The organism is Pseudomonas sp. QE6 (assembly GCF_041379005.1).
Classification (GTDB): domain Bacteria; phylum Pseudomonadota; class Gammaproteobacteria; order Pseudomonadales; family Pseudomonadaceae; genus Pseudomonas.
This window is the reverse complement of the sequence record NZ_CP166873.1, coordinates 252,851-278,551: the sequence shown is the minus strand read 5'-3', so window position 1 is coordinate 278,551 and position 25,701 is coordinate 252,851. Positions and strand designations below refer to the sequence as shown.

Sequence of the window (25,701 nt, the reverse complement as noted above, 5' to 3'; positions counted from 1 at the left end):
GATGAAATCAATGCATCAGCCGGCACGGACAGCTCCCTCTCCCTTCAGGGAGAGGGCGGGGGAGAGGGGCTCTTCTGGCACGGACTCACAGCGCGCCCATCAGCCGCCCGGCAAAGCCGTAAACCTTCCGCTCGCCCGCCAGCTCCACCAGCTCCACTTCGCGGCTCTGGCCCGGCTCGAAGCGCACGGCGGTGCCCGCCGGGATGTTCAGGCGCATGCCGCGCGCCGCGTCGCGGTCGAACAGCAGCGCGTCATTGGTCTCGAAGAAGTGGTAGTGCGAGCCAACCTGGATCGGCCGGTCGCCGCTATTGGCGACCGTCAGGCCGAGCGTGCGGCGGCCGGCGTTGAGCTCGATCTCGCCGCTCTGGATGTCGTATTCGCCTGGGATCATGGAGAACTCCGTGGGTCGAGGATCAGTTGCATGAAGGTCAGATCCAGCCAGCGGCCGAACTTCTGGCCGACCTGGGGCATCTGCCCGGTGATGGCGAAGCCCTGGCGCTCGTGCAGGCGGATCGACGCCGCGTTGCCGCTCTCGATGGCCGCGACCATCACGTGCAGGCCCTGTGCACGCGCGCGCTTGATCAGCGCCTGCATCAGGATCGGTCCCAGGCCCTTGCCGCGCTGGTCGGCGCGCACGTAGACCGAGTGCTCGACCGTCCCGCGGAAGCCGTCGAAGGCGCGCCACGGGCCGTAACTCGCATAGCCCAGCACTTCGCCGGCGTCTTCGGCCACCAGCACCGGGAAGCCCTGCTGCGCGCGCAGTTCCAGCCAGGCGCGGCGGTTCTCCAGGTCGACGGCGACCTCGTTCCAGATCGCGGTGGTGTTGAGCACGGCGTCGTTGTATATGTCGCGCAGACTGCCGAGGTCGGCTTGGCTGGCGTCGCGGATGAGCATGCTGGTTCCTCTATACGTAGGGCGAATGAAGCGGAACGCTTCATCCGCCATTGTCGCTGCCCCCCGGTTGGATGGCGCGCGATCAGGCGATGGGCTGATGCACGGTGACCAGCTTGGTGCCGTCGGGGAAGGTGGCTTCCACCTGGATCTCCGGGATCATCTCCGGAACGCCTTCCATCACCTGTTCGCGGCTCAGCAGCGTGGTGCCGTAGTGCATCAGCTCGGCGACCGTCTGGCCATCCCGCGCGCCTTCGAGCAGCGCGGCGGAGATCAGCGCCACGGCCTCCGGGTAGTTGAGCTTCACCCCGCGCGCGAGGCGGCGCTCGGCGACCAGGCCGGCGGTGAAGATCAGCAGTTTGTCTTTCTCGCGTGGAGTCAGGTCCATCTCAGGTGCTCCAGATTCTCGGGGGAACGGCCTCGCGGCCGAGCAGCGCGGGCCGCAGCCGGCGCCAGAGTTCGATGAGCCAGGCGCGGGCGTGCAGCGCCTCGACGGCGAGGCAGCGGGCGACCACCAGGCCGGGCAGTTGGGTGAGGTTGCCGCGGCCCTGGCAGGGCAGCGCGCGGCAGGCTTCGAGCAGCGCCGCATCGATCTGCCCGCTGGCGATCAGCGTCGCCATCACCGGATGCCCGGCGAGGCCGATGGGCGAGTCGAGCAGGCGGTCGTTGCCCTCCACGCGCTGGCGCTCGTGCCACAGGCGCTGGCCGTCGCGGCGAATGTCCAGGGCGGCGGTGAAGTGGCCGTCGTCGAAGCGCTCGCCGCTGGCCGGGCGGCCGAGGGCGACCACGTCCCAGTAGAACAGCCGGGCGTCGCCTTGCAGGTCGATGCCGGTGGTGAGCTCCGTCTGGGCGCCGGAGTAGACGATGGTTTCCTGCGGCAGCCATTCCAGCGTGGCGCCGGGCGCGACCCGCAGGTTCAGGCGCTGCTTTGCCGGGCACGAGGCGCGGTACCACTTTGCCGCGCCGGGGCTGGTGAGCTGCGCCCAACTGCCGGCGCCGGCGTGGATATCGAGGTCCAGCGTGTCACCGCCGGCGATGCCGCCGGGCGGGTGCACAATGATGTGCTGGCAGACCTGCGGCCCTTCCGCGTACAGATGCTTCTGCACCCGCAGCGGGCCCAGATGCCGCCGCGTGACCGGGCGCGTGCCGTCGCCGACGCGGGCATAAGCCAGCTCGAGCTCGGCGTGCCAGGCGGGGTGGAAGAGGGTGGCCGGTGCGTTCATGGGCAGCTTCGAAACGAAGGACGCTCAGGACAGAGCAAGCAGCGTGCCGGGATGCGCCAGGATAGTGCGCGGTGCCTGCACAGGGTACCGGAGGGCCCGTTCGGCGCGGGGTATGAGGTGCCCAGGGTGATTGTCTGATCGGTCAGGTACGGGCGCGGTTGCGGTGCGTTATCGAACCTTGCGCCCCATCTTGGTGCGTCGACTGTAGGGGCGAGCTTGCTCGCGAACGGATGATCAGACTAACGCTGGAAGCATTGGTTAAATCGGCGGTTCGCGAGCAAGAACTGGGCGTCCCCCTCGCTCCTACAAGAGCCGTGCCTCAGCCCAGTTGTTTGCGCATGTACACGCGACGGAATCCGTTCTCGACCTTGCGCGCGTATTCCTGGTAGCCGTTCTTCGCGTACAGCTCGATGTTCTCCACCATGCGCTCGTTGGTGTACAGGTACAGCGAGCTGAAGCCCAGCTGGGCGGCGGTTTCCTCGGCGTGGATCAGCAGCACGCGGCCGATGCCCTGGCCGGCGCACTCCGGCAGCACGGCGATGTTGTCGAGCAGGAAGCCTTCCTCGGTCTCGCGCATCACCAGCAGGCCGACCGGCGCGCCGTCCTGCTCGGCGATCAGCACGCGGTCCTCGGCGATGATGGCGTGATAGTCGTCCAGCATCGGTCCCGGCTTGCGGCCGAGCCTGGGAATCCACTGGGCGTAGGCGGCTGCCACGCAGACTGCGGCGAAACCGGCGTCGTCGTTGACGGCGGGGCGCAGGACGAGGGACATGACCAACTCCGGAAAAGCCGATACGGGCCTGGCAGCTTGCCACCCGCCTCGGCCGTTCGCCAGTGACAGGTCGTCTCGGTGTGGGCCTGGGTTCTCGAGCAAGCTCGCTCCTACAAGGAGCACCCATACTGATCCTGTAGGAGCGAGTTGCCCTCACCTCAGATCGCCACCAACCCGCGCACGCCCTCGGCTTCCATGTCCGCGCCGCGCCCCTGCTGGACGATCTCGCCACGGGACATCACCAGGTATTGGTCCGCCAGTTCGGCGGCGAAGTCGTAGAACTGTTCCACCAGCAGGATGGCCATGTCGCCGCGCTGGGCTAGCTTGCGGATCACCGCACCGATCTCCTTGATCACCGAGGGCTGGATGCCTTCGGTGGGCTCGTCGAGGATCAGCAAACGCGGTTGGCTGGCCAGCGCGCGGCCAATGGCGAGCTGTTGCTGCTGGCCGCCGGAGAGGTCGCCGCCGCGCCGCTGCTTCATTTCCTGCAGCACCGGGAACAGCTCGTAGATGGGCTCGGGCACCGTCTTGGCCTGGCCGGCGCTGAACCGCGACAGGCCCATCAGCAGGTTTTCCTCCACCGTCAGGCGGGGAAAGATCTCCCGTCCCTGGGGCACGTAGGCGATGCCGGCGTGCACGCGCTGGTGCGGCTTGAAGCCGGTGATCGGCTTGCCCTCCCAGCTGACCTTGCCTTCCCTGGCCGGCACCAGGCCCATCAGGCAGCGCAGCAGGGTGGTCTTGCCCACGCCGTTGCGGCCGAGCAGGCAGGTGACTTCGCCGATCTTCGCGTCGAACGACAGGCCACGGAGGATGTGGCTGCCGCCGTAGTACTGGTGCAGTTTGTCGACTTGCAGCATGGATTAGTTCCTGGGCTCTTGGCTTTGAGAACGCCGTTGTAAAAGGCCGTGATCGCGCCTGTGGATGCAAGGCGCCGGGCACTTCACCCAGCGGAGTTGCCGACTGGCAATGAGCATGGGGGAAGTGTCCGGCAACGCCGCAGACGCGGGTGCGAGTGCGGCCGATTCAGAACTAGCGGCCGAGATAGACCTCTATGACCTGTTCGTTGGCCTGCACGTCCTCGAGCGAACCCTCGGCCAGCACATGTCCCTGATGCAGCACGCTGACGTGGTCGGCGATGCTGCCGACGAAGCCCATGTCATGTTCCACCACCATCAACGAATGCTGGCCAGCGAGGGACTTGAACAGCTCGGCGGTGAACTCGGTCTCGGCGTCGGTCATGCCCGCCACCGGCTCGTCCAGCAGCAGGAGTTGCGGCTCCTGCACCAGCAGCATGCCGATCTCCAGGAACTGCTTCTGCCCGTGGGAAAGCAGCCCCGCGGGGCGATTGCGCGACTCGCGCAGGCGGATGGTGGTGAGCACCTCTTCGATGCGGTCCTTCTGTTCGCCGGACAGCTTCGCCCTGAGGCTCGCCCAAACCGACTTGTCGGCCTTCTGCGCGAGCTCCAGATTCTCGAAAACGCTCAGCGCCTCGAACACCGTGGGCTTCTGGAACTTGCGGCCGATGCCGGCCTGGGCGATTTCCACCTCGCTCATGCGGGTGAGGTCGAGGGTTTCGCCGAAGAAGGCCTTGCCGCTGTGGGGGCGGGTCTTGCCGGTGATCACGTCCATCAGCGTGGTCTTGCCCGCGCCGTTGGGGCCGATGATGCAGCGCAGCTCGCCGACGCCGATGTACAGCGTGAGATCGCGCAGGGCGCGGAAGCCATCGAAGCTGACGTTGATGTCTTCCAGCGTGAGGATGGTGCCGTGGCGCACGTCCAGCTGGCCGCTGGCGCTCGAACCGATGCCGATGGCATCGCGGCTGGCGCCCGACGGGTCGTAGGCCGGCTCCAGCATCAGGTGGGGGACCGCTCTCATTGTTCTTTCTCCCGCTTGATCAGGCCCAGGATGCCGCGCGGCAGATACAGGGTGACGACGATGAACAGCGCGCCGAGGAAGAACAGCCAGTACTCGGGAAAGGCCACGGTGAACCAGCTCTTCGCACCGTTCACCACGCCGGCGCCGAGCAGCGGGCCGATCAGCGTGCCGCGCCCGCCGAGGGCGACCCACACGGCGGCTTCGATGGAGTTGGTCGGCGACATCTCGCTGGGGTTGATGATGCCCACCAGCGGGACGAACAGCGCGCCGGCGAGGCCGCAGATCACCGCGCTCAGGGTCCAGACGAAGAGCTTGTAGCCGCGCGGGTCGTAGCCGCAGAACATCAGGCGGTTCTCCGCATCGCGCAGGGCGGTGAGCACCCGGCCGAACTTGCTGCGCGCCAGGGCGAAGCCGATGGCCAGGCTCGCCGCCAGCAGCAGGACGATGGCGATGAACAGCGCCACCCGCGTGCCCGGCGCAGTGATGGAAAAGCCCAGGATGCTGCGGAAGTTGGTGAAGCCGTTGTTGCCGCCGAAGCCGGTCTCGTTGCGGAAGAACAGCAGCATGCCGGCGAAGGTCAGTGCCTGGGTCATGATCGAGAAGTACACGCCCTTGATCCGCGAGCGGAAGGCGAAGAAGCCGAACACCAGGGCCAGCAGGCCGGGCGCCAGCACCACCAGGCACAGCGCCCAGAGGAAGTGCTGGGTGCCGGCCCAGTACCAGGGCAGCTCCGTCCAGGAGAGGAAGGTCATGAACGCCGGCAACTGGTCGCCGGCGGCCTCGCGCATCAGGTACATGCCCATGGCGTAGCCGCCCAGGGCGAAGAACAGCCCGTGGCCCAGCGACAGCAGGCCGGCGTAGCCCCAGACCAGGTCCAGGGCCAGGGCGACGATGGCATAGCAGAGGATCTTGCCGGTGAGCGTCAGCCCGTAGGCGGAGAGGTGCAGCGGATTGCTCTCCGGCAGCAGGTGCAAGAGCGGCAGGGTCAGCAGCGCGACGAGCGCGGCGCCGACGATGCCGGCGGTGAGTTTCGGGCCGGCCTTCTGCACGGCCGTGACGGTGAGTGGCTGGTTCAATCGATGACCCTCCCTTTCAGAGCGAAGAGCCCCTGCGGACGTTTCTGGATGAACAGGATGATCAGCGCGAGGATCAGGATCTTGCCCAGCACCGCGCCGATCTGCGGCTCGAGGATCTTGTTCGCCACGCCCAGGCCGAAGGCGGCCAGCACGCTGCCGGCGAGCTGGCCGACACCGCCGAGCACCACCACCAGGAAGGAGTCGATGATGTAGCTCTGGCCCAGGTCCGGGCCGACGTTGCCGACCTGCGACAGCGCCACGCCGCCCAGGCCGGCGATGCCCGAGCCGAGGCCGAAGGCGAGCATGTCCACGCGGCCGGTGGGCACGCCGCAGCAGGCGGCCATGTTGCGGTTCTGGGTGACGGCGCGGACGTTCAGCCCCAGCCGCGTGCGGTTGAGCAGCAGCCAGGTGAGCGCCAGCACGAACAGCGCGAAGCCGATGATGACGATGCGGTTCCACGGCAGCACGAGGTTGGGCAGCACCTGGATGCCGCCGGACAGCCACGCCGGGTTGGCGACCTCGACGTTCTGCGCGCCGAACAGCACGCGTACCAGCTGGATCAGCACCAGGCTGATGCCCCAGGTGGCGAGCAGGGTTTCCAGCGGGCGGCCGTAGAGGTGGCGGATCACCGTACGCTCCAGGGCCATGCCGATGCACGCGGTGACCAGGAAGGCCACCGGCAGCGCCAGCAGCGGGTACAGCTCCAGCACGCCAGGCGCGTAACGCTGGCAGAGCAGCTGCACCACGTAGGTGGAGTAGGCGCCGAGCATCAGCATCTCGCCGTGGGCCATGTTGATCACCCCGAGCAGGCCGTAGGTGATGGCCAGGCCCAGGGCGGCGAGCAGCAGGATCGAGCCCAGCGACAGGCCGCTGAAGGCCTGGCCGAACAGGTCGCCCATCAGCAGCCGGCGCTTCACCTGGCCGAGGCTGGTGGCGGCGGCGGTGCGCACCGAATCGTCGGGTTCGACGGCGGGATCGAGCAGGTTCTCCAGGCGGGTGCGCGCCTGCGGATCGCCGGATTCGCCCAGCAGGCGCACGGCAGAGAGGCGCACCGCCGGGGCCGGATCGGCCAGCTGCAGGTTGGCCAGGGCCAGTTGCAGGGCGGTCTTGACGCTGTCGTCGGATTCTTCGCCGAGGCGGTATTCGAGCAGCATGCGCTGCGCCGGGCGGGCGCTTTTCTGCAATTGCCGCGCGGCCTCCAGGCGCACCGCGGCGCTGTCGGCAACCAATTGGTGGCTGGCCAGGGCGGTGTTCACCAGGCCGCGCAGGCGGTTGTTCAGGCGCAGCTTGTCGGGCTCGCCGACCGGCGCGGCACCGCCCTCGGCGGCGTGGTACTGGTCGTCGTCACCGAGGAGGAACGCGCGGCCCTGCACATCGACGACGAGGCGGCCGGACTGGATGGCTTCCAGCAACGGCAAGCGGTCGGCATCGGGCGCGGCGGCCCATTGTTCGAGCAGTTGCGCGCGACCGTCGTTGTTGGCGCTGGCGAAGTCCTGCGCGGGGCTGGCGAAGGCGAGCTGCGGCAGCAGCGCGGTCAGTGCGAGGGCGCAGGCGCGGAGCAGGCGGTGGAAAAAGGCAGTGGGCATCGTTACATCCCGGCACACAGGAGTCTGGGATTCCCTCACCCCGGCCCTCTCCCAGAGGGAGAGGGGGAAGAGCGGACCGGAGCGCGGCCTTCCCGCCTGCGCCGAACGGTCCCCTCTCCCTCCGGGAGAGGGCTAGGGTGAGGGGGCTGTCATGCCGCCCCGGATCAGTTGCTGCGCACCGCGTAATCCGGCTTCTTGTCGTTGCCCGGAATGAACGGGCTCCACGGCTGGGCGCGGATCGGCTCGGGGGTCTTCCAGACCACGTTGAACTGCCCGTTGTCCTCGATCTCGCCGATCATCACCGGCTTGTGCAGGTGGTGGTTGGTCTTGTCCATGGTCAGGGTGAAGCCCGAGGGCGCTTTGAAGGTCTGCCCGCCCATGGCCTCGCGAACCTTGTCCACCTCGGTGCTGCCGGCCTTCTGCACGGCCTGCGCCCACATGTGGATGCCGACGTAGGTGGCCTCCATCGGGTCGTTGGTCACGGCGGTGCTGTAGTTGGGCAGGTTCTTGGCCTTGGCGTAGGCCTTCCAGTCAGCGACGAACTTGGTGTTTTCCGGGTTCTTCACCGACTCGAAGTAGTTCCACGCCGCGAGGTTGCCCACCAACGGCTTGGTGTCGATGCCGCGCAGTTCTTCCTCGCCCACGGAGAAGGCCACCACCGGTACTTCGGTGGCTTCCAGGCCCTGGTTGGCGAGCTCCTTGTAGAACGGCACGTTGGAGTCGCCGTTGACGGTGGAGATCACCGCGGTCTTGCCGCCGGCGGAGAACTTCTTGATGTCGGCGACGATGGTCTGGTAGTCGCTGTGGCCGAACGGCGTGTAGACCTCCTGGATGTCCTTGTCGGCCACGCCCTTGCTGTGCAGGAAGGCGCGCAGGATCTTGTTGGTGGTGCGCGGGTAGACGTAGTCGGTGCCCAGCAGGAAGAAGCGCTTGGCGGCGCCGCCGTCCTCGCTCATCAGGTACTCCACCGCCGGGATGGCCTGCTGGTTCGGCGCCGCGCCCGTGTAGAAGACGTTGGGCGACATTTCCTCGCCCTCGTACTGCACCGGGTAGAACAGCAGGCCGTTGAGCTCCTCGAACACCGGCAGCACGGACTTGCGCGACACGCTGGTCCAGCAGCCGAACACCACCGCGACCTTGTCCTGGGTCAGCAACTGGCGCGCCTTCTCGGCGAACAGCGGCCAGTTGGAGGCCGGGTCCACCACCACCGCTTCGAGCTGCTTGCCGTTCACCCCGCCCTTGGCGTTGATCTCGTCGATGGTCATCAGCGCCATGTCCTTGAGCGAGGTCTCGGAGATCGCCATGGTGCCGGACAGCGAATGCAGGATGCCGACCTTGATGGTCTCGGCGGCCTGGGAGCTGAACGGGAACAGACCGGTGAGCAGCAGGGCGCTCATGGCCAGCGTACTTTTCAACAGCGGACGACGTTTCATCGCGGCAGCCTCCTTGGCTATCCAGGGGCGGGGAGTTGCCGGTGCGGCAGCTTCCCCGGAAATGGGGCGATCCCCGGGCGGGATCGCAGCTGCCATCGCAGCATCCGTGCCAAACAGGCAAAAGCCTTGGCGCAGATGGGCTGGACGCGATTTTCTGTCGTAAGGGTAAGGTTTTTCAGTGCGCGGCTTTGGTGCGCCGAACGCGCGTTGGCGCACGACGCTCCCCAATGGTGCGCATTACTGCGGAACGAAGTAGCCGCGCACGCCGGTCATGATGATCTGTGCCGCCAGGGCGCAGACGAACAGCCCCATCAGCCGGCTGACGATCTGCAGGCCCTGCTCGCCGAGGATCTTTTCGATCTTGTCGGAGAGGTAGAGCGTAATGCCCAGGGTCAGGCAGGCGAGGAAGATCGCCGCGATGGCCAGCAGCTTGTTCTCCCATTCCTGGTTCACCCCCATGACCAGCAGCGCGCCGATGGTGCCGGGGCCGACGGTGATCGGGATGGTCAGCGGGACGATGGTGACGTCCTGCTGCACGTTGTCGCTCTGCACCGTCGAGCGACCCTGGGCCATGCCCAGCGCGGAGATGAACAGCACGGAGCCTGCGCCGATGCGGAATGCGTCGGCGGTGATGCCGAACAGGGTGAAGATGTAGCGCCCGAACAGGTACAGCAGCACGCTGGCGATCAGGGCCGCCAGGGCCACGCGCCAGGCCATCTGCTTGCGGTCGCGGGGACCGAAGCCACGGCTCAGGCTGATGAAGCAGGACAGCACGAAGAAGGGGCTGTAGAGCACCAGCATCTTCAGGTACACGCTGGACAACACATGCATGGGGGAAACTCGTCCGGATTGAGAGAGGTGTGGCAGGGCAAAGCATAGCGGGTGGGGCGGTGCGGGAGAAATGATCCAGCCTGGGAGTGGACGCTGTCCACGATTGGCATCGTATCGGGATCGCGGACGGAGTCCGCTCCTACGGTTGAGTCGCGTGCGAGGGGGAGGTGCTGCTTTCGTAGGAGCGGACCTTGTCCGCGAACAGCGCTTCGCTTCATGCCCAAATAACGGCAACGTGCGGTTCACGAGCAAGCTCGCTCCTACAGGAATCCTGATACGGGAATCAGGACGGCAGCGCGTCGCTCTGCTGGCGTAGGCGGCGGTCGCGCTCGCCCACCCAGTAGGCCACCAGCTCGCGTAGTTGCGACAGCTCCACCGGCTTGGCCATGTGGCCGTCCATGCCGACCAGGCGTGCGCGTTCCTTGTGCTCGCTGAGGATGTGCGCGGTGAGCGCCACCACCGGGGTGTGCGGGCGCTGCTCGGTGGCTTCCCAGGCGCGCAGGCGTTCGGTGGCGGAAAAGCCGTCGAGTACCGGCATCTCACAGTCCATCAGCACCAGGTCGTACTGCGTGGTCTTCATCGCCGCCAGGGCTTCCTCGCCGTTGCTGGCGGTGTCCGGCTGCAGGTTGAGCTTGCTCAGCATGCCGCGGATGACCTTGGTGGAGATGCTGTTGTCCTCGGCCACCAGGATGCGGAAATCGCTCGGCGGCGTCGCGGGCGCCGGTTCGCTGGTGGTTTGAAGATAGTTGCTCACGCCGCTGGGGCCGCGCCGCCCGAGTTCCTCGGCGAGGGTCGCCTTGAGGGTATAGCCCGCCACCGGTTTGGCGAGGATGCGCTTGATGCCGGCGTTGCGGGCGATGATCTTGCTCGGCGCGTTACTGATGCCGGTGAGCATGATCAGCAGGATGTCATGGTTGAGGTTGGGGTCTTCCTGGATCTTGGTCGCCAGTTGCATGCCGGTCATGCCGGGCATGTCCTGGTCCAGCAGGACCACATCGAAGTATTCGCGCAGGTGCGCCTTGGTGCGCAGCTGGGCCAGCGCTTCCTTGCCGGAGGAGACGGCGCTGACGCTCATGCCCCAGGCGCTGCACTGTTGCACCACCACCTTGCGGCAGGTCTGGTTGTCGTCCACCACCAGCAGGCGCGCGCCCTGCAGCGGGCTGTCGAGGTCGGCGTTGGGCTGCTGCAGTTGCTGCGGATCCAGCGGCAGGCTCAGCCAGAGCAGGTTGCCGGCGCCTTCGGCGCCATCGCCGCTTTCGATACCGAATTCGCCGGACATCAGGCGAACCAGCTGGCGCGCGATGATCAACCCGAGGCGGCTGCTCAGGCGGGTAGCGGAGAGGAAGTCGCGGCTGTGCAGCTCGGCGGTGAGCAGTGCCTGGCGGTCTTCGTCGTCCAGCGGGCGGCCGCTGTCCTGCACGGCGATGCGCAGGCGCGGGCGGTCCGGCGGACCGTCGAGCGCGACCACCAGCAGGATTTCGCCTTCGTCGGTCTGCTTGAAGGCATTGTCCAGCAGGCTCAGCACGGCCTGGCGCAGGCGTGTCGGGTCGCCGCTGACGATGCGCGGCACCTTCGGCTGGGTGAAGCTGATCAGCTCGACCCGCTGCTGTTCGGCCTTGGCGCGGAAGATCGCCAGGCAGTCCTCGATCAGCGCACCGAGGTCGAACTGCACTTCGTCCAGCTCGATCTGCCCGGACTCCAGCTTGGAGATGTCGAGGATCTCGTTGATCAGCGCCAGCAGCTCGTTGCCGGCGCTGTGGATGGTCTGCACGTAGTCGCGCTGCTTGGCCGACAGCGGGGTGCCGAGCAGCAGTTCGGTCATGCCCAGCACGCCGTTCATGGGGGTGCGGATCTCATGGCTGATCTTCGCCAGGAAGTCGCCCTTGGCCTTGAGCTCGGCGACGCTGGCGGCGCGCTGGCGGCTGGCGGCGAACTGCTCTTCCTGGAGTTTGCGCTGGCGCTCGGCGAGGGCGAGGCTGAGCAGGAAGCCGACCAGCGCGCTGAGTCCGAGCAGGCCGCTGCCCAGCCATTCGGCACGGGTCGGCAGGTAGCCCAGCAGCGAGGGCAGGCTCAGGCACCAGACCAGGACGAAGAGGCCCATGCCCACGGCGAACAGCCGCGCCGGCTGATAGGAGTGGGTCCAGTAGTAGAGCGCCACCGAGAGCATGCCCAGACTGACCAGGGTGATCAGGCCGTAGACCAGGTCGCTGATGGGGAGGGCGAGCAGCAGGTGGAGCGCGGTGCTCAGCGCCAGCAGGCCGGCGGTGCCACCCAGCAGCAGCCGCTTGAGCGGCAGGCGTGGGGTGAGGCCCCTGAAGAAGCTGGCGGTGTAGCCCAGGGCGCAGAACAGCGTCAGCACCAGGCTGAGCTGGGCGGTCAGGGGTTGCCAGGACTGGTGGGCGCCATACCAGGGACTCAGCAGGCCGAACAGGGTGAGGCAGGCCAGCAGCAGGCTCGCGTGCACGCCGGCCAGCCACAGGCCGCTGGGGACGCGGGTGTAGGCGAAACGCACGAGGTTGTAGACCAGCAGCATGGCGAGACAGCCGATCAGGATGCCGAAATGCAGCGGGCGTTGTTCGTTGTTCGGCTGGTTGGCGTCTTCGATGCTGATGTTCGGTCGCAGCGGCTGGCTGGAGGCCAGGCGCAGGTAAAGGTCGAGCGGTTCGGCGGCGTCGCGCAGCGGCAGGACCATATCGCTGCTCAGCAGCGGGCGTTGCAGCGGCGACAGGTTGCCGGCGCTCTTCTGCTCCAGCACATGCTGGCCGTGGACGATGAAGAGTTCGAAGCTGTCCAGGCTGGGGGCGAACAGGCGCAGTTGCCGAGGCGTTTCGCTGACGGGCAGGCGGTAGTGCAGCCAGGTGGCGCCGGGGCCGGCGGGGGCGTGCAGGTCGTTGATGTCGAGCGGGCTGAAGAGGGTGCTGTAGCGCGGGGAGAGGATGTCCTGCACTTGCAGGCGGGCGTCGCTGTCGTGGAGTTGCGACCAGCCGGGGTCCTGGCTTGCCGCGAAGGTCGGAGCACAGACCAGGGCGGCCAGCAGCAAGCTGACGAGGAGTCCTGTGGCAGTCCAGAGCCGGCGCACGGCGAAGTCCCTTCGGTAGTGAGTGGCCCGATTATAGCCAAGTGCGCAAAAGGCCGTAATCCACACGGGCACGCGGGGATGGGTTGCCGGAGACGTCACGATCGAACGCCTCCGGCAACCGGGCATCAGCCCTCGCCACGCTCGCGGGCAATGGCGCGGTAGCCGATGTCCTTGCGGTAGAAGCAGCCGTTCCAGCGGATCTTTTCCGCCAGGCGGTAGGCCTGTTCCTGGGCCGAGGACACGCTCGGGCCGATGGCGGTGGCGCACAGCACACGGCCGCCGCTGGTGACGACCTGGCCGTCCTTCAGCGCGGTACCGGCGTGGAACACCTTGCCGTCGAGCTGGGCGGCTGCGTCCAGGCCCTCGATGACATCACCCTTGGCGTAGTCGCCCGGGTAGCCGCCGGCGGCCAGCACGACGCCTACGGTGGGGCGCGGGTCCCAGGTGGCTTCCACCTTGTCCAGCGCCTTGGCCAGGGCGGCCTCGACCAGCAGGACCAGGGAGCTTTCCAGACGCACCATGATCGGCTGGGTTTCCGGGTCGCCGAAGCGGCAGTTGAACTCGATGACCTTCGGTGCGCCGCTCTTGTCGATCATCAGGCCGGCATACAGGAAGCCGGTGTAGACGTTGCCTTCCTCGGCCATGCCGCGCACGGTCGGGTAGATCACTTCGTCCATCACGCGCTGGTGCACGTCCGGGGTCACGACCGGAGCCGGGGAGTACGCGCCCATGCCGCCGGTGTTCGGGCCGGTGTCGGCGTCGCCGACGCGCTTGTGGTCCTGGCTGGTGGCCATGGGCAGTACGTTCTGGCCGTCGACCATGACGATGAAGCTGGCTTCCTCGCCGTCGAGGAACTCCTCGATCACTACGCGCGAACCTGCGTCACCGAAGGCGTTGCCGGCGAGCATGTCGCGCACGGCGTCCTCGGCTTCGGCCAGGGTCATGGCGACGATCACGCCCTTGCCCGCGGCCAGGCCGTCGGCCTTGATCACGATGGGCGCGCCTTTCTCCTTCAGGTAGGCCAGGGCCGGCTCGACTTCGGTGAAGTTCCGGTAGTCGGCGGTGGGAATCTTGTGACGCGCGAGGAAGTCCTTGGTGAAGGCCTTGGAGCCTTCCAGCTGCGCGGCGCCGGCGGTGGGGCCGAAGATGTCCAGGCCGCGGGAGCGGAACAGGTCGACCACGCCTTTCACCAGCGGCGCCTCGGGGCCGACGATGGTCAGCTGCACGTTCTTCGCGGCGAAGTCGGCCAGCTCTTCCAGGGCCAGCACGTCGATGGCGACGTTCTCGCACTTGGCTTCGGTGGCGGTGCCGGCGTTGCCCGGCGCGACGAAGACCTTCTGCACGCGCGAATCCTGCGCGACCTTCCAGGCCAGCGCGTGCTCGCGACCGCCGCTGCCGATGATGAGTACGTTCATTGGGGCTCTCCTTCGGAGAGAGCGGCAAGCGTCAAGCAACAAGCCGCAAGCGGAGCAGGGCTCTGGCTTGCGGCTTGCGGCTCGCGGCTCGCGGCTCGCTAATTAGTGACGGAAATGACGCATGCCGGTGAACACCATCGCGATACCGGCCTCGTCGGCGGCTGCGATCACTTCGTTGTCGCGCATCGAACCACCCGGCTGGATCACCGCGGTGATGCCGGCCTTGGCGGCGTTGTCGATGCCGTCGCGGAACGGGAAGAAGGCGTCGGAAGCCATGACCGCGCCCTTCACTTCCAGGCCGGCGTGCTCGGCCTTGATGGCGGCGATGCGGGCGGAGTTCACTCGGCTCATCTGGCCGGCGCCGACACCGACGGTCTGGCGGTTCTTGGCGTAGACGATGGCGTTGGACTTGACGAACTTGGCGACTTTCCAGGCGAAGATCAGGTCGTGGATTTCCTGCTCGCTCGGGGCGCGCTGGGTGACGATCTTCAGGTCGTCCGCGGTGATCATGCCGATGTCGCGGCTCTGCACCAGCAGGCCGCCGTTGACGCGCTTGAAGTCCCAGCCGGCAGGACGCTCGGCCGGCCACTCGCCGCATTCCAGCAGGCGCACGTTGGCCTTGGCGGCGACGACGGCGCGGGCGGCTTCGGAAACTTTCGGGGCGATGATGACTTCGACGAACTGGCGCTCGACGATGGCCTGGGCGGTCTCGCCGTCCAGCTCGCGGTTGAAGGCGATGATGCCGCCGAAGGCCGACTCGGTATCGGTGGCGTAGGCCAGGTCATAGGCCTTGCGGATGCCGCCTTCGTTTTCCGGAACCACGGCCACGCCGCACGGGTTGGCGTGCTTGACGATGACGCAGGCCGGCTTGACGAAGCTCTTCACGCACTCCAGCGCGGCGTCGGTGTCGGCCACGTTGTTGAACGACAGTTCCTTGCCCTGCAGCTGGACGGCGGTGGAGACACTGGCCTCGCCGCCCTCGACGTAGAACGCCGCACTCTGGTGCGGGTTCTCGCCGTAGCGCATGTCCTGGGCCTTGATGAACTGGCTGTTGAAGGTGCGCGGGAACTGCAGGCGGTTCTCGGTGGACAGGGTCTCGGCGTTCTGGTCGATGGTGCCCAGGTAGTTGGCGATCATGCCGTCGTAGGCGGCGGTGTGCTCGAACGCCTTGAGGGCCAGGTTGAAGCGCTGGGCGTAGGTCAGGCCGCCGTCCTTCAGGGCCGCGATGACGCCTTCGTAGTCGCCGGAGTTGACCACGATGGCGACGTCCTTGTGGTTCTTCGCTGCGCTGCGGACCATGGTCGGGCCGCCGATGTCGATGTTCTCGATGGCGTCAGGCAGGGTGCAGCCGGGCTTGGCCACGGTGGCGGCGAAGGGGTAGAGGTTGACCGCGACCAGGTCGATCGGCTTGATGCCGTGCTCCTGCATCACCGCGCCGTCGATGTCGCGACGGCCGAGGATGCCGCCGTGGACTTTCGGGTGCAGGGTCTTCACGCGGCCGTCCATCATCTCCGGGAAGCCGGTGTAGTCGGCCACTTCCACGGCGGCGATGCCGTTGTCCTTGAGCAGCTTGTAGGTGCCGCCGGTGGAGAGGATCTCCACGCCGAGGGCAACCAGCTCACGGGCGAAGTCGACGACGCCGGTCTTGTCGGAAACGCTGATCAGCGCACGGCGGATGGGCAGGCGGGTGGTTTGGTCGGTCATAACGGCTTCCACAAAGGCTTCGGGCTTTTCGCGTGTCAGGCGCGGGCCCGGCCGACCGGTCGGTCGCGGGCCCGCGCCTGCCACCTGTCAGAGAAGGTCGTACTGCTTGAGTTTCTTGCGCAGGGTCCCGCGGTTCAGGCCCAGCAGTTCGGAGGCTTTGGTCTGGTTCCCCTTCACGTAGTTCATGACGGTTTCCAGCAGCGGCGCTTCGACTTCGCAAAGCACCATGTTGTACACGTCCGTGACCGGCTGCCCTTCGAGATGGGCGAAATAGTTGTGCAGGGCCTTTTCCACGCTGTCGCGGAGGGTCTGGCCCTCCTGCGTCGGAGTGGTCAGGTGCTGCTTAAGGTTGGTGTTGTCGCTCACGGGTGTCATTCCACTCACTAATGTCTCGGTCATCGTTGTCATGCGGCCACCCCTTCTCCGTTATTGTGGCGCTCGGCGAAGAACTGCCTGACGCTGGCGCTCTGTGCATCCGTGTCCTGCAAACGATTGAACAGGGTGCGGAACTCCGCCGCACCCGGCAGGGTGGCGAGGTACCAGCCCACGTGCTTGCGGGCAATTCGCACACCCATGTCTTCCCCATAAAACGCATGCAATGCAGCGAGGTGTTCGAGCAGGATGCTCTCCACTTCGTGCAGACTCGGCGCCGGCAATGTTTCGCCGGTGCCCAGGTAATGATCGATCTCGCGGAAGATCCAGGGCCTGCCCTGGGCGGCGCGTCCGATCAGCAGGGCGTCCACCCCGGTCAGCTCGAGCACCTGCCGTGCCTTCTGCGGCGAATCGATATCACCGTTGGCGAAGACCGGAATGGAAACCGCCTGCTTGATCGCCGCGATGGTTTCGTACTCCGCTTCGCCGGTGTAGAGGTCGGCGCGGGTCCTGCCGTGCACCGCCAGCGCCTGGATGCCCGACTGCTCGGCGATCCGCGCCACCGTCACACCGTTCTTGTTCGACCGGTCCCAGCCGGTGCGAATCTTCAGGGTGACGGGCACCTCTACCGCCGCGACCACCGCCTCGAGGATGTCGGCCACCAGCCGTTCATCCTTCATCAGCGCGGAGCCCGCGGCCTTGTTGCACACCTTCTTCGCCGGACAGCCCATGTTGATGTCGATGATCTGGGCACCGAGCTCCACGTTGCAGCGTGCGGCTTCCGCGAGCATCTGCGGGTCGCCGCCGGCGATCTGCACCGAACGCGGCTGATCCTCGTTGTCGTGCTGCAGGCGCAGGCGCGACTTGCGGCTATTCCACAGGCGGACGTCGCTGGTGACCATTTCCGAGACCACCATGCCGGCGCCGAGGCGGCGGCACAGCTGGCGGAACGGACGATCGGTAACGCCGGCCATCGGGGCCAGGATCAGTCTGTTGGGCAGTGTGTAGGAGCCGATGCGTACCACCGACCTGAGTTCCATGGTTAATGGGGCGGGAACACCGATGCGCCGCGCGCTGTAAGACTCGCGGGAGCGTTTCGGGGCCTGCCACCGGTGCTAGCAAAAAAGGGAGGGCATGATACCCGCTCTCGATGACCGGATAAAGGCGAATTTGGATAAATTCTGAACAGCTCGCGGCTTATCACCCAAGGTAGGAAGACGAGCGGAACTGGCGCTGGGCGGCCTTCTGGGCTACCCGCCGGATCACTCCGGCGAGTGGAAGCTCAGACTGTAGTTCACGGCCTTCGGACCCGGATCGAGGATGTCCAGGGAGATGTGGATCGGCGTCTGCGGCGGCATTTCGCTTTGCCCGGCCAGCTCGCCCGAGAGGTATTCGCTGGGCTTGAAGCGGCGGCTGGCGATCAGCTGGCCGTTCAGGTCGGCGAAGCGCATTTCCAGCAGCGGGAAGGGCTGGGAGAAGTTCGCGCGGTTGTAGATGATCGCGTCGACCACCAGGGCGCCGCTGAAGTCCGGATGGCTGCGCACCACCAGGTTGCTGCTGCGGATCTGTTCCACGTCCACCTTGGAGGGCAGGGTGCAGCCCAGTTCCGGGCAGGCCTGGGCGAACCAGGGGCGGTACTGGTCCTGGCGCGCCAGTTCCTCGAAGTGGTAGGCGATGTACTGCCCGGCGAGGGCGGCCAGCGCGAGCAGGATCAGCAGCAGCCAGAACAGGTTGCGGCCCCAGCGGCGCTTGGGTTTCTGCCAGTCCAGTTGCAGCGGTTCGTCGCTCAGGTCGTGCAGGCCGTCGTTGCGCAGCGCGGGTTCGGCGCGGCGACTGCCGGTCCGTGTGTCGACGGCGGGTTCGTCGTCGTGATCGTCCTCGGCGTGCTCGGGCTCATCGTCGTCGCGGCGGGCGCTGAAGGTGGGCAGCTTTTCCTCGTCGTCTTCGGCGCTGAGCGGAGCCGGTTCGATCCGCGGCTCTTCGTCCGGTTCTTCCTCGGGCTCTTCCTCGGGTTCCTTGTCGGCCACGAGGCGAGCGCTGGGGGCGGGCTCTTCCGGCTCATCGGCCGGCAGTTGTCCGAGGTCGGGTTCCTGGCGGGCGGCGCGATTGCCGGCAGGCTGTTCCGACTGCAGCAGGGCTTCGGCCCAGCGCTCGTCGTGCGGGTCGCGCTTCTCTTCCTGCCTGATCTGCAGGGCCTCGCTGGGGGCGGGCGCGCGATCGATGCTGAGGAATTCCTGGGATAGCTCGAACTCGTCCAGCTTGGCCAGCTCTTCGTCGAGGTTGAGGCTGTCCAGGTCCAGGTCGTCGTGGATCCACAGCGTTTCGTCCTGCTTCGCCGGCGCGGTTTCGGCCTTGGCCGGCTCGCCGGATGCGGCTACTGCAGCGGCCGGGACCGATACTGCTGGAGCTGGAGCTGGAGCTGGAGCTGGAGCTGGAGCTGGAGCTGGAGCTGGAGCTGGAGCTGTTTCGGGGCGGGGCTCCGGCAGGATGGCCGGTTTGGCTTCCACCTTGGGCTCGGGGACGGCGGGCTTCTCCGCGACGTCGCTGGAGTGCCGCGCCGCATGAGGTGCCAGCGGCCAGCCGAGGGTAGCCGTGCCGGGGGCGGGCGACGGCTTCGGCATTTCCGGGGCGACGGTGGCAGCGGCCGGCGTGGGGGCGGGGGGCGCGACGGTCGGCGCGGCCGGCTCCTCCACGGGGTTCGCTGCCGCTACGGGCGCCGGCTCCGGCTTCGCGGGCGCGGCCGGTGGCGGAACCACGGTGGTCAGGGTCGGCGCCGCCATCGGCTCGTCCAGCATGTTCTGCGGGGCGTTGAATACCTTCAGGCAGGTTCCACAGCGCACGTTACCGCTGGCCGCGCCCAATTGCGCCGAGTTGACGCGGAAGCGGGTCTGGCAATGGGGGCACTGTGTGATGAAGCTGTCGCTCATGCGGCGGTCCGGCGGAAAAACAAACGATTAGTCTAACCCAAGCCCCTTGCAGCGGGCAGTCAGCGGCGGCGACCCGTAATGCGGATCCAGCCTTCCTGCTCGGCGGTCGGGTCGAGGTCGAAGGCGCCGGCATAGGCCGCGCGCACTTCCTCGGCCTGCTCGGCGAGGATGCCCGAGAGGGCCAGGCGGCCACCGGACTTGACCAGTCCGGTGAGCTGCTCTGCCAATGTGACCAGCGGACCGGCCAGAATGTTCGCTACCAGGACGTCCGCTGGCTCCTTTGGCAGATCAGCGGGCAGGTAGACGGGGAATTTGGCCGGGTCGATGCCGTTGCGCGAGGCGTTGTCGCGGGAGGCTTCCAGCGCCTGCGGGTCGATGTCGGTGCCGGCGGCGCGCTCGGCGCCCAGCAGCAGCGCGGCAATGGCGAGGATGCCTGAGCCGCAGCCGAAGTCCAGCACGTACTGGCCGGCCAGCTCCTGGCTGTCCAGCCACTGCAGGCAGAGCGAGGTGGTCGGGTGGGTGCCGGTGCCGAAAGCCAGGCCCGGATCGAGCAGCAGGTTCACCGCGTCCGGTTCCGGGGCGTCGTGCCAGCTGGGGACGATCCACAGGCGGCGGCCGAAACGCATCGGCTTGAAGTTGTCCATCCAGCTGCGTTCCCAGTCCTGGTCCTCGATGCGCTCGATCTGGTGCTGCGGCAGCTCGCCGCCGGTCAGCAGGGACAGGTGGGCGACCAGCGCGGTCTCGTCGGTGTCGGCCTCGAACAGCGCGAGCAGATGGGTGTGGCTCCACAGCGGGGTGGTGCCCAGGTCCGGCTCGAAGATCGGCTGGTCTTCGGCGTCCATGAAGGTCACCGATACGGCGCCGACTTCCAGCAGCGCATCTTCATAGGTTTCCGCCTGTTCCGGGGTGATGGCGAGTCGGACTTGAAGCCAGGGCATGGGGCGGTACCTCGATGGTGCTGGAAAGACAGCGGGCCGCCTGGGCGGCCCGCAGATAAAGGCGGCAAGCTTACTGCACGGCACCTTGCCATGCCAGCTCGCAGGGGCCGCAAAGCACAAGGGCCGCCCGGAGGCAGCCCTTGTGGTGGAGCGCGGCGGAGCGGGACACGCTTAGTGCTTGTCCATGCCCAGCTTCTTCTCCAGGTAGTGGATGTTCACGCCACCCTTGCAGAACTCCTTGTCGCGGACCAGATCCTTGTGCAGCTCGGTATTGGTCTTGATGCCATCGACGATCAGCTCGTCCAGGGCATTGCGCATGCGCGCCAGGGCTTCATCGCGGTCCTTGCCGTAGGCGATGATCTTGCCCACCAGCGAGTCGTAGTTCGGCGGTACGGCGTAGCCGCTGTACAGGTGCGAATCCACACGCACGCCGTTGCCGCCCGGTGCGTGGAAGTGCTTCACCTTGCCGGGGCTGGGCATGAAGGTCTTCGGGTCTTCGGCGTTGATCCGGCATTCCAGCGCATGGCCACGGATGACCACGTCTTCCTGCTTGATCGACAGCTTGTTGCCCGAGGCGATGCTGAGCATCTCCTTGACGATGTCGATACCGGTGACCATCTCCGACACCGGATGCTCCACCTGGACGCGGGTGTTCATCTCGATGAAGTAGAAGCGGCCGTTCTCGTAGAGGAACTCGAAGGTGCCGGCGCCACGGTAGCCGATTTCCACGCAGGCCTGGACGCAGCGGGCCAGCACTTCGGCGCGAGCCTGCTCGTCGATGCCCGGGGCTGGGGCTTCTTCCAGCACCTTCTGGTGACGGCGCTGCAGGGAACAGTCGCGGTCGCCCAGGTGGATGGCGTTGCCCTGGCCGTCGGAGAGCACCTGGACTTCCACGTGACGCGGGTTGGTCAGGAACTTCTCCAGGTAGACCATCGAGTTGCCGAAGGCCGCGCCCGCTTCGGTGCGGGTCAGCTTGGCGGACTTGATCAGGTCTTCCTCGTTGTGCACCACGCGCATGCCGCGACCACCACCGCCACCGGCGGCCTTGATGATCACCGGGTAGCCAACCTCGCGGGCGATGGCCAGCGCGGTTTCTTCGTCTTCCGGCAGCGGGCCGTCGGAGCCCGGTACGGTCGGAACGCCGGCTTTCTTCATGGCATCCTTGGCGGACACCTTGTCACCCATCAGGCGGATGACGTCGGCGCTCGGGCCGATGAAGGTGAAGCCCGAGCGCTCGACCTGCTCGGCGAAGTCGGCGTTCTCGGCGAGGAAGCCGTAGCCGGGGTGGATGCCCACGGCGCCGGTGACCTCGGCCGCGGCGATGATCGCCGGGATGTGCAGGTAGGACTGCGCAGCCGGGGCCGGACCGATGCAGACCGCTTCGTCGGCCAGCGACAGGTGCATCAGCTCGCGGTCGGCGGTCGAATGCACGGCCACCGTCTTGATGCCCAGCTCCTTGCACGCGCGCAGGATGCGCAGCGCGATTTCGCCGCGGTTGGCGATCAGTACTTTTTCCAACATCGCAGGTTCCCCGCGGCTTAGACGATGGTGAACAGGGGCTGGTCGAACTCGACCGGCTGGCCGTTCTCCACGAGGATCTGACCGATCACGCCGCTGGTCTCAGCCTCGATGTGGTTCATCATCTTCATGGCTTCGACGATGCACAGAATGTCGCCTTTCTTCACGCTCTGGCCGACTTCGACGAAGTTGGCGGAAGTCGGCGAGGCTGCGCGGTAGAAGGTGCCGACCATCGGCGAGCGCACGGCGTTGCCGTTGAGCGCCTGTGCAGCCGGAGCGGCTTCGGCAGCCGGGGCGGGAACGGCGGCAGCGGCCGGAGCGGCTGCGGCAGGAGCCGGAGCGTAGGTCGGGGCGGCGGCGTAGATCGGGGCCGCAGCGGTCTTGCTGTGGCGGCTGATGCGTACGGACTCTTCGCCCTCTTTGATTTCCAGCTCGTCGATGCCGGATTCTTCGAGCAGTTCGATCAGTTTCTTGACTTTACGGATGTCCATCAGTGTTCGCACTCCCAGGTGAGGTCACGGGCGTTCAAGTTGTTCAAGGGCGGATTCCAGGGCCAGGCGGTAGCCTGTGGCTCCCAGACCGCAGATCACCCCTACCGCCACGTCGGAGAAGTAGGAGTGATGCCGGAAAGGTTCACGTTTGTGCACGTTGGAAAGGTGCACTTCGATGAATGGGATGCTCACAGCGAGCAATGCGTCACGTAGGGCGACACTTGTATGCGTGAACGCGGCCGGATTGATGAGGATGAAGTCCACGCCTTCGTTGCGCGCGGCATGGATCCGGTCGATCAGTTCGTACTCGGCGTTGCTCTGCAGGTGCATCAGGTGGTGGCCGGCCTCGCGGGCGCGGCGCTCCAGGTCCTGGTTGATCTGCTCGAGGGTGACGGAGCCGTACTTGTCGGGCTCGCGGGTGCCCAGCAGGTTGAGGTTGGGCCCGTGCAGTACCAGTAAGGTCGCCATCTGGATGCTCTTGTCCTTCTCTTAGGCGGAAAAAGATAGGGCGGGACTATGCCGGAAAGCCGGCGTGACTGTCCAGTCATGCAGGTTTTGCCGTAGATGTCGGCATGTTGCCAGCCGATTACGGCAAAACCATTGCAGCGGTATGAGTGGGGCGGGCGTTTTCAGCCGCGCGAAGAGGCCTGGCGCAGACGTTCGGCGAGGGTCGCGGCATCCGTCTCGCCGATGATGCGCAGATCGCTCCATTCGTCGCCTTTTGCCGAGAAGAACAGCATGGCCGGCGGGCCGAACAGGTTGAAGCGGTCGAGCAGGGCGCGCTGTTCCTCGGTACTGGCGGTCATGTCGAAGCGCAGCAGGACGAAACCGGGCAGTTGCGCCTGGACTTCCGGGGTCGGCAGCACCTGGCGTTCGATGATCTTGCAGCTGATGCACCAGTCGGCGTACCAGTCCAGCAGCACCGGGCGACCGGCGGCCTGGGCGCTGGCCAGGGCGGCATCGAGCTGGGCGGGGGTGGTGATGTTCTGCCAGTCGCCCGGGGTGGAAGTCGGCGGGCCGGCATGCAGACCCGGCGTGCTGCGCCCCAGCGGGTGCATCGGGTCGGACTCGCCGCGCAGGGCGCCGGTCCAGGCGACCACCGCATAGACCAGCAACATCAGGCCGAGCAGTTGGCCGGCGCGTTGCAGCGGCTTCTTCGGACCCAGTTCCAGGGTGCCCATGGCGATGGCGACGCCGCCGGCCAGGGTGCCCCAGAGGGTCAGCGCCACAGGACCTGAAACCAGGCGTTCGAGCATCCAGATGGCCACCGCCAGCAGCATCACGCCGAAGATGTTGCGCACGCCGTTCATCCAGGCGCCGCTCTTGGGCAGCAAGGCCCCGCCGCCGACGGCGAAGATCACCAGTGGCGTGCCCATGCCCAGGCCCAGGGAGAACAGCAGCAGTCCGCCGCCCACCGCATCGCCGGTGCTGCTGATATAGAGCAGCAGGCCGGCCAGCGGAGCGGTGACGCAGGGCGACACCAGCAGGCTGGAAAGCACGCCCAGGGTGGCAGCGCCGGCGATGGAGCCGCCGCGGGTATTGTTGGCCATGTTGTCCAGGCGTTCACGCAGGAAGCCCGGCAGGCGCAGTTCGAACACGCCGAACATGGCGATGGCGAAGACCACGAAGAAGGCCGCGAAAGGCACCAGCACCCAGGGCGATTGCAGCATCGCCTGCAGGTTGAGCTTGGCGCCGAACAGGCCCATCAGGGTGCCGAGCACCGCGTAGCAGGCGGCCATCGGCAGCACGTAGGCCAGCGACAGCGCCAGTCCGCGCGCGCCGCCCGGACGGCCGCGTAGGACCACGCCGGAAAGGATCGGCAGCATCGGCAGCACGCAGGGGGTGAAGGTCAGCGCCAGGCCCAGCAGGAAGAAGATCACCAGGGCGCGGCCGAGCTTCTTGATCTTGCCCGGCTCGTGGTCGCCCAGCAGGCTGGCCAGAGGATTGTCGCTGGTGGCGGCCTTGGCGGCGCTGCCACTGGCGGAGGCGGCGGCCGCGGTGACCACGCTGGCGGCCTGGCCGTCGGCGATCTGCAGGCGGGTGGTTTCCGGCGCGTAGCACAGGCCCTTGTCGGCGCAGCCCTGGTAGCTCACCACCAGGGTGAAGGGCTTGTGCTGCGGGTTGTTCAGCGGCACATCGAGGTCGGTGATGGCGTAATAGACGACGGTGTCGCCGAAGTAGTCGTCATGGTGCTGCTTGCCCGGCGGCAGCTTCACCTCGCCCACGGTCACGCCGCTGTCGGCCGGCTCGACCTTGAAGCCGAAGCGGTGCTGGTAGAGGTAGTAACCGTCGGCATTGATGAAGCGCAGCTTCACCTGCTGGCTGTCGCTGTCCTCGACGCTCAGGCGGAAGGCCTCGGCCACCGGCAGGAAATCGCCCTTGGCGGGTTGCCCGACGGCGAAGCCGCCCTTGTCGGCGGGTTTGTCGAACAGGCCGGCGGAAGCGGGCAGGGCAACGAGGAGCAGGAGCAGGGTGAGCAGGCGGCGCATGGACATCTCACGGACTACGTAAGTGGCGGGCATGATAGCGGAAAGCTTCCGGCGCGGCCCGTGACGCCGCCGGATGAGCTGTGACAAGAGATGAGCGGGCGCCTGGACTCCGCCGCCGGGCGGGGGTTCGCTCGTCTGCTGCGTCAATCGGACGCGGGCTGGCCGAAGGCGTCCAGCAGGTCGCTGGCGAACGCCTGCTCCGCATCACCGGGGTGACGGCCGCGGTGGCGGGTCAGGCTGAAGGCCACGTCGAAGCCCAGCTCGCCGGGCAGCAGCTCGCGCAGTCGGCCCCGCTCCAGCCAGGGCGCGGCGATGTGTCTGGGCAGGTAGCCGACGTGCGCGCCGGAGAGGATGAAGGCCAGGCTGCCGTCCACCTGCTCGCTGCGTGCGCTGCTGCGGCGGGTTTGCAGCGGCTCGTCGGCGGCGATGAAGCGATAGGGGTGGTGCACCTCGTCGGCGTTGGCCAGGGCCGCGCGGCTGACCGCCGGATCATCGAAGGTCGGATGGCCGAGCCCGCAATACAGGCCTTGGGGTTCGCTGAATAGAGGCACGTGCTCCAGCGCCGCCTGGGTGCCAGCGAAATAGCCGATGGCCAGGTGCAGGCGGTCCTGCAGCAGCAGGCGCTCCAGCTCGGCGGGTGTGGTGGTCACCAGTTCCAGCGTCACCGCCTCGTTGCGTCGGCGGAAGCGCCGCACCGCCTCGGACAGCTGCGCCAGCACCCGCTCGTCGAGGGCCTCGGACAGGCCTAGGCGCACTTCGCCGAGCAGCTTGTCGGCGACCCCGCGGGCCTCATGGCGAAAACCTTCGATGGCGATGAATAGCCGGCGAGTCGCCTGCAGCAAGTGCTCGCCCTTGGGCGTCAGGCGGAAACCGCCCTTGCCGCGCTCGCACAGGCGATAGCCCAGGCGCGTCTCCAGCTTGGCCATCTGGATGCTGATGCTCGGCTGGCTCAGCCCCAGCTCGCCTTGCGCCGCGCTGAAGCCGCCGCACTCGACCACGGTGACGAACAGGCGCAGCAGTTGCAGGTCGAGGTCGCGCAGTTGGCTGAGCATCGGCTGGTCCCAATCATTGGCTTTGGATA

General features: G+C 67.0%; 23 protein-coding genes. All 23 read right to left on the bottom strand.

The window, feature by feature from the left end:
- Positions 1 to 85: 85 nt before the first annotated feature.
- Positions 86 to 391: an urease subunit beta gene (locus ACAW63_RS01305; protein ID WP_371231119.1), complete on the bottom strand. Its 306-nt coding sequence runs from the start codon at positions 389 to 391 to the stop codon at positions 86 to 88.
- A complete protein-coding gene (locus ACAW63_RS01300) occupies positions 388 to 945 on the bottom strand; it encodes an N-acetyltransferase family protein (protein WP_371231118.1) in 558 nt (185 codons plus the stop codon). The genes ACAW63_RS01305 and ACAW63_RS01300 overlap by 4 nt, the downstream gene beginning before the upstream one ends.
- Before the next feature lie 31 nt (positions 946 to 976).
- Complete coding sequence (gene ureA, locus ACAW63_RS01295) at positions 977 to 1,279, bottom strand: urease subunit gamma (RefSeq protein ID WP_259757577.1); 303 nt, start codon at positions 1,277 to 1,279, stop codon at positions 977 to 979.
- 1 nt (position 1,280) lies between these two features.
- Entirely contained in the window at positions 1,281 to 2,114 is an 834-nt protein-coding gene (locus ACAW63_RS01290) for an urease accessory protein UreD (RefSeq protein ID WP_371231115.1), read from the bottom strand.
- Positions 2,115 to 2,433: 319 nt separating this feature from the next.
- Positions 2,434 to 2,886 carry a GNAT family N-acetyltransferase gene (locus tag ACAW63_RS01285; protein WP_371231114.1) on the bottom strand — a complete coding sequence of 151 codons (453 nt, stop codon included), beginning with the start codon at positions 2,884 to 2,886 and terminating at the stop codon, positions 2,434 to 2,436.
- Between the two features lie 158 nt (positions 2,887 to 3,044).
- Positions 3,045 to 3,743, bottom strand: coding sequence for an urea ABC transporter ATP-binding subunit UrtE (urtE, locus tag ACAW63_RS01280; protein ID WP_371231112.1), 699 nt, complete (start codon positions 3,741 to 3,743; stop codon positions 3,045 to 3,047).
- Positions 3,744 to 3,915: 172 nt separating this feature from the next.
- Entirely contained in the window at positions 3,916 to 4,761 is an 846-nt protein-coding gene (urtD, locus tag ACAW63_RS01275; protein WP_371231110.1) for an urea ABC transporter ATP-binding protein UrtD, read from the bottom strand.
- Entirely contained in the window at positions 4,758 to 5,837 is a 1,080-nt protein-coding gene (gene urtC, locus ACAW63_RS01270) for an urea ABC transporter permease subunit UrtC (RefSeq protein ID WP_371231109.1), read from the bottom strand. The genes urtD and urtC overlap by 4 nt, the downstream gene beginning before the upstream one ends.
- On the bottom strand, positions 5,834 to 7,423 hold the full coding sequence (gene urtB / locus ACAW63_RS01265; RefSeq protein WP_371231108.1) for an urea ABC transporter permease subunit UrtB: 1,590 nt from the start codon (positions 7,421 to 7,423) through the stop codon (positions 5,834 to 5,836). Before urtB ends, urtC begins: the two co-directional genes overlap by 4 nt.
- Positions 7,424 to 7,587: 164 nt before the next feature.
- Complete coding sequence (gene urtA, locus ACAW63_RS01260; RefSeq protein ID WP_371231107.1) at positions 7,588 to 8,856, bottom strand: urea ABC transporter substrate-binding protein; 1,269 nt, start codon at positions 8,854 to 8,856, stop codon at positions 7,588 to 7,590.
- A 237-nt stretch (positions 8,857 to 9,093) separates the two neighbouring features.
- Positions 9,094 to 9,687, bottom strand: a complete 594-nt coding sequence (locus tag ACAW63_RS01255; protein WP_371231105.1) for a MarC family protein — start codon at positions 9,685 to 9,687, stop codon at positions 9,094 to 9,096.
- A gap of 283 nt (positions 9,688 to 9,970) precedes the next feature.
- On the bottom strand, positions 9,971 to 12,766 hold the full coding sequence (locus tag ACAW63_RS01250; protein WP_371231103.1) for a response regulator: 2,796 nt from the start codon (positions 12,764 to 12,766) through the stop codon (positions 9,971 to 9,973).
- A gap of 125 nt (positions 12,767 to 12,891) precedes the next feature.
- The gene (gene purD / locus ACAW63_RS01245; RefSeq protein ID WP_371231101.1) at positions 12,892 to 14,181 is read right to left on the bottom strand and encodes a phosphoribosylamine--glycine ligase; all 1,290 of its coding nucleotides are present in this window, start codon (positions 14,179 to 14,181) and stop codon (positions 12,892 to 12,894) included.
- 102 nt (positions 14,182 to 14,283) lie between these two features.
- The gene (gene purH / locus ACAW63_RS01240; protein ID WP_371231099.1) at positions 14,284 to 15,885 is read right to left on the bottom strand and encodes a bifunctional phosphoribosylaminoimidazolecarboxamide formyltransferase/IMP cyclohydrolase; all 1,602 of its coding nucleotides are present in this window, start codon (positions 15,883 to 15,885) and stop codon (positions 14,284 to 14,286) included.
- 87 nt (positions 15,886 to 15,972) lie between these two features.
- Positions 15,973 to 16,293 carry a DNA-binding transcriptional regulator Fis gene (fis, locus tag ACAW63_RS01235; protein WP_275608834.1) on the bottom strand — a complete coding sequence of 107 codons (321 nt, stop codon included), beginning with the start codon at positions 16,291 to 16,293 and terminating at the stop codon, positions 15,973 to 15,975.
- On the bottom strand, positions 16,290 to 17,297 hold the full coding sequence (gene dusB, locus ACAW63_RS01230; protein WP_331317598.1) for a tRNA dihydrouridine synthase DusB: 1,008 nt from the start codon (positions 17,295 to 17,297) through the stop codon (positions 16,290 to 16,292). Before dusB ends, fis begins: the two co-directional genes overlap by 4 nt.
- A gap of 222 nt (positions 17,298 to 17,519) precedes the next feature.
- Positions 17,520 to 19,184 carry a DUF3426 domain-containing protein gene (locus ACAW63_RS01225; RefSeq protein WP_371231097.1) on the bottom strand — a complete coding sequence of 555 codons (1,665 nt, stop codon included), beginning with the start codon at positions 19,182 to 19,184 and terminating at the stop codon, positions 17,520 to 17,522.
- Between the two features lie 59 nt (positions 19,185 to 19,243).
- On the bottom strand, positions 19,244 to 20,122 hold the full coding sequence (gene prmA / locus ACAW63_RS01220) for a 50S ribosomal protein L11 methyltransferase (RefSeq protein ID WP_275608831.1): 879 nt from the start codon (positions 20,120 to 20,122) through the stop codon (positions 19,244 to 19,246).
- Between the two features lie 171 nt (positions 20,123 to 20,293).
- On the bottom strand, positions 20,294 to 21,643 hold the full coding sequence (gene accC, locus ACAW63_RS01215) for an acetyl-CoA carboxylase biotin carboxylase subunit (RefSeq protein WP_371231094.1): 1,350 nt from the start codon (positions 21,641 to 21,643) through the stop codon (positions 20,294 to 20,296).
- 17 nt (positions 21,644 to 21,660) lie between these two features.
- The gene (accB, locus tag ACAW63_RS01210) at positions 21,661 to 22,131 is read right to left on the bottom strand and encodes an acetyl-CoA carboxylase biotin carboxyl carrier protein (protein ID WP_371231092.1); all 471 of its coding nucleotides are present in this window, start codon (positions 22,129 to 22,131) and stop codon (positions 21,661 to 21,663) included.
- Between the two features lie 24 nt (positions 22,132 to 22,155).
- Positions 22,156 to 22,599: a type II 3-dehydroquinate dehydratase gene (aroQ, locus tag ACAW63_RS01205; protein WP_015479055.1), complete on the bottom strand. Its 444-nt coding sequence runs from the start codon at positions 22,597 to 22,599 to the stop codon at positions 22,156 to 22,158.
- 161 nt (positions 22,600 to 22,760) lie between these two features.
- Positions 22,761 to 24,620 carry a protein-disulfide reductase DsbD gene (locus tag ACAW63_RS01200; RefSeq protein WP_371234542.1) on the bottom strand — a complete coding sequence of 620 codons (1,860 nt, stop codon included), beginning with the start codon at positions 24,618 to 24,620 and terminating at the stop codon, positions 22,761 to 22,763.
- A 143-nt stretch (positions 24,621 to 24,763) separates the two neighbouring features.
- Positions 24,764 to 25,672 (bottom strand): LysR family transcriptional regulator, encoded by a 909-nt coding sequence (locus tag ACAW63_RS01195; RefSeq protein ID WP_371231089.1) that lies wholly within the window; start codon positions 25,670 to 25,672, stop codon positions 24,764 to 24,766.
- Positions 25,673 to 25,701: the final 29 nt, after the last annotated feature.

What these genes read in the sequence shown, in the direction of transcription:
- ACAW63_RS01305 (WP_371231119.1), bottom strand. Translation starts at nt 391, where the DNA reads ATGATCCCAGGCGAATACGACATCCAGAGCGGCGAGATCGAGCTCAAC.
- ACAW63_RS01300 (WP_371231118.1), bottom strand. Translation starts at nt 945, where the DNA reads ATGGCGGATGAAGCGTTCCGCTTCATTCGCCCTACGTATAGAGGAACC.
- ureA (WP_259757577.1), bottom strand. Translation starts at nt 1,279, where the DNA reads ATGGACCTGACTCCACGCGAGAAAGACAAACTGCTGATCTTCACCGCC.
- ACAW63_RS01290 (WP_371231115.1), bottom strand. Translation starts at nt 2,114, where the DNA reads ATGAACGCACCGGCCACCCTCTTCCACCCCGCCTGGCACGCCGAGCTC.
- ACAW63_RS01285 (WP_371231114.1), bottom strand. Translation starts at nt 2,886, where the DNA reads ATGTCCCTCGTCCTGCGCCCCGCCGTCAACGACGACGCCGGTTTCGCC.
- urtE (WP_371231112.1), bottom strand. Translation starts at nt 3,743, where the DNA reads ATGCTGCAAGTCGACAAACTGCACCAGTACTACGGCGGCAGCCACATC.
- urtD (WP_371231110.1), bottom strand. Translation starts at nt 4,761, where the DNA reads ATGAGAGCGGTCCCCCACCTGATGCTGGAGCCGGCCTACGACCCGTCG.
- urtB (WP_371231108.1), bottom strand. Translation starts at nt 7,423, where the DNA reads ATGCCCACTGCCTTTTTCCACCGCCTGCTCCGCGCCTGCGCCCTCGCA.
- urtA (WP_371231107.1), bottom strand. Translation starts at nt 8,856, where the DNA reads ATGAAACGTCGTCCGCTGTTGAAAAGTACGCTGGCCATGAGCGCCCTG.
- ACAW63_RS01255 (WP_371231105.1), bottom strand. Translation starts at nt 9,687, where the DNA reads ATGCATGTGTTGTCCAGCGTGTACCTGAAGATGCTGGTGCTCTACAGC.
- purD (WP_371231101.1), bottom strand. Translation starts at nt 14,181, where the DNA reads ATGAACGTACTCATCATCGGCAGCGGCGGTCGCGAGCACGCGCTGGCC.
- purH (WP_371231099.1), bottom strand. Translation starts at nt 15,885, where the DNA reads ATGACCGACCAAACCACCCGCCTGCCCATCCGCCGTGCGCTGATCAGC.
- fis (WP_275608834.1), bottom strand. Translation starts at nt 16,293, where the DNA reads ATGACAACGATGACCGAGACATTAGTGAGTGGAATGACACCCGTGAGC.
- dusB (WP_331317598.1), bottom strand. Translation starts at nt 17,297, where the DNA reads ATGGAACTCAGGTCGGTGGTACGCATCGGCTCCTACACACTGCCCAAC.
- ACAW63_RS01225 (WP_371231097.1), bottom strand. Translation starts at nt 19,184, where the DNA reads ATGAGCGACAGCTTCATCACACAGTGCCCCCATTGCCAGACCCGCTTC.
- prmA (WP_275608831.1), bottom strand. Translation starts at nt 20,122, where the DNA reads ATGCCCTGGCTTCAAGTCCGACTCGCCATCACCCCGGAACAGGCGGAA.
- accC (WP_371231094.1), bottom strand. Translation starts at nt 21,643, where the DNA reads ATGTTGGAAAAAGTACTGATCGCCAACCGCGGCGAAATCGCGCTGCGC.
- accB (WP_371231092.1), bottom strand. Translation starts at nt 22,131, where the DNA reads ATGGACATCCGTAAAGTCAAGAAACTGATCGAACTGCTCGAAGAATCC.
- aroQ (WP_015479055.1), bottom strand. Translation starts at nt 22,599, where the DNA reads ATGGCGACCTTACTGGTACTGCACGGGCCCAACCTCAACCTGCTGGGC.
- ACAW63_RS01200 (WP_371234542.1), bottom strand. Translation starts at nt 24,620, where the DNA reads ATGCGCCGCCTGCTCACCCTGCTCCTGCTCCTCGTTGCCCTGCCCGCT.
- ACAW63_RS01195 (WP_371231089.1), bottom strand. Translation starts at nt 25,672, where the DNA reads ATGCTCAGCCAACTGCGCGACCTCGACCTGCAACTGCTGCGCCTGTTC.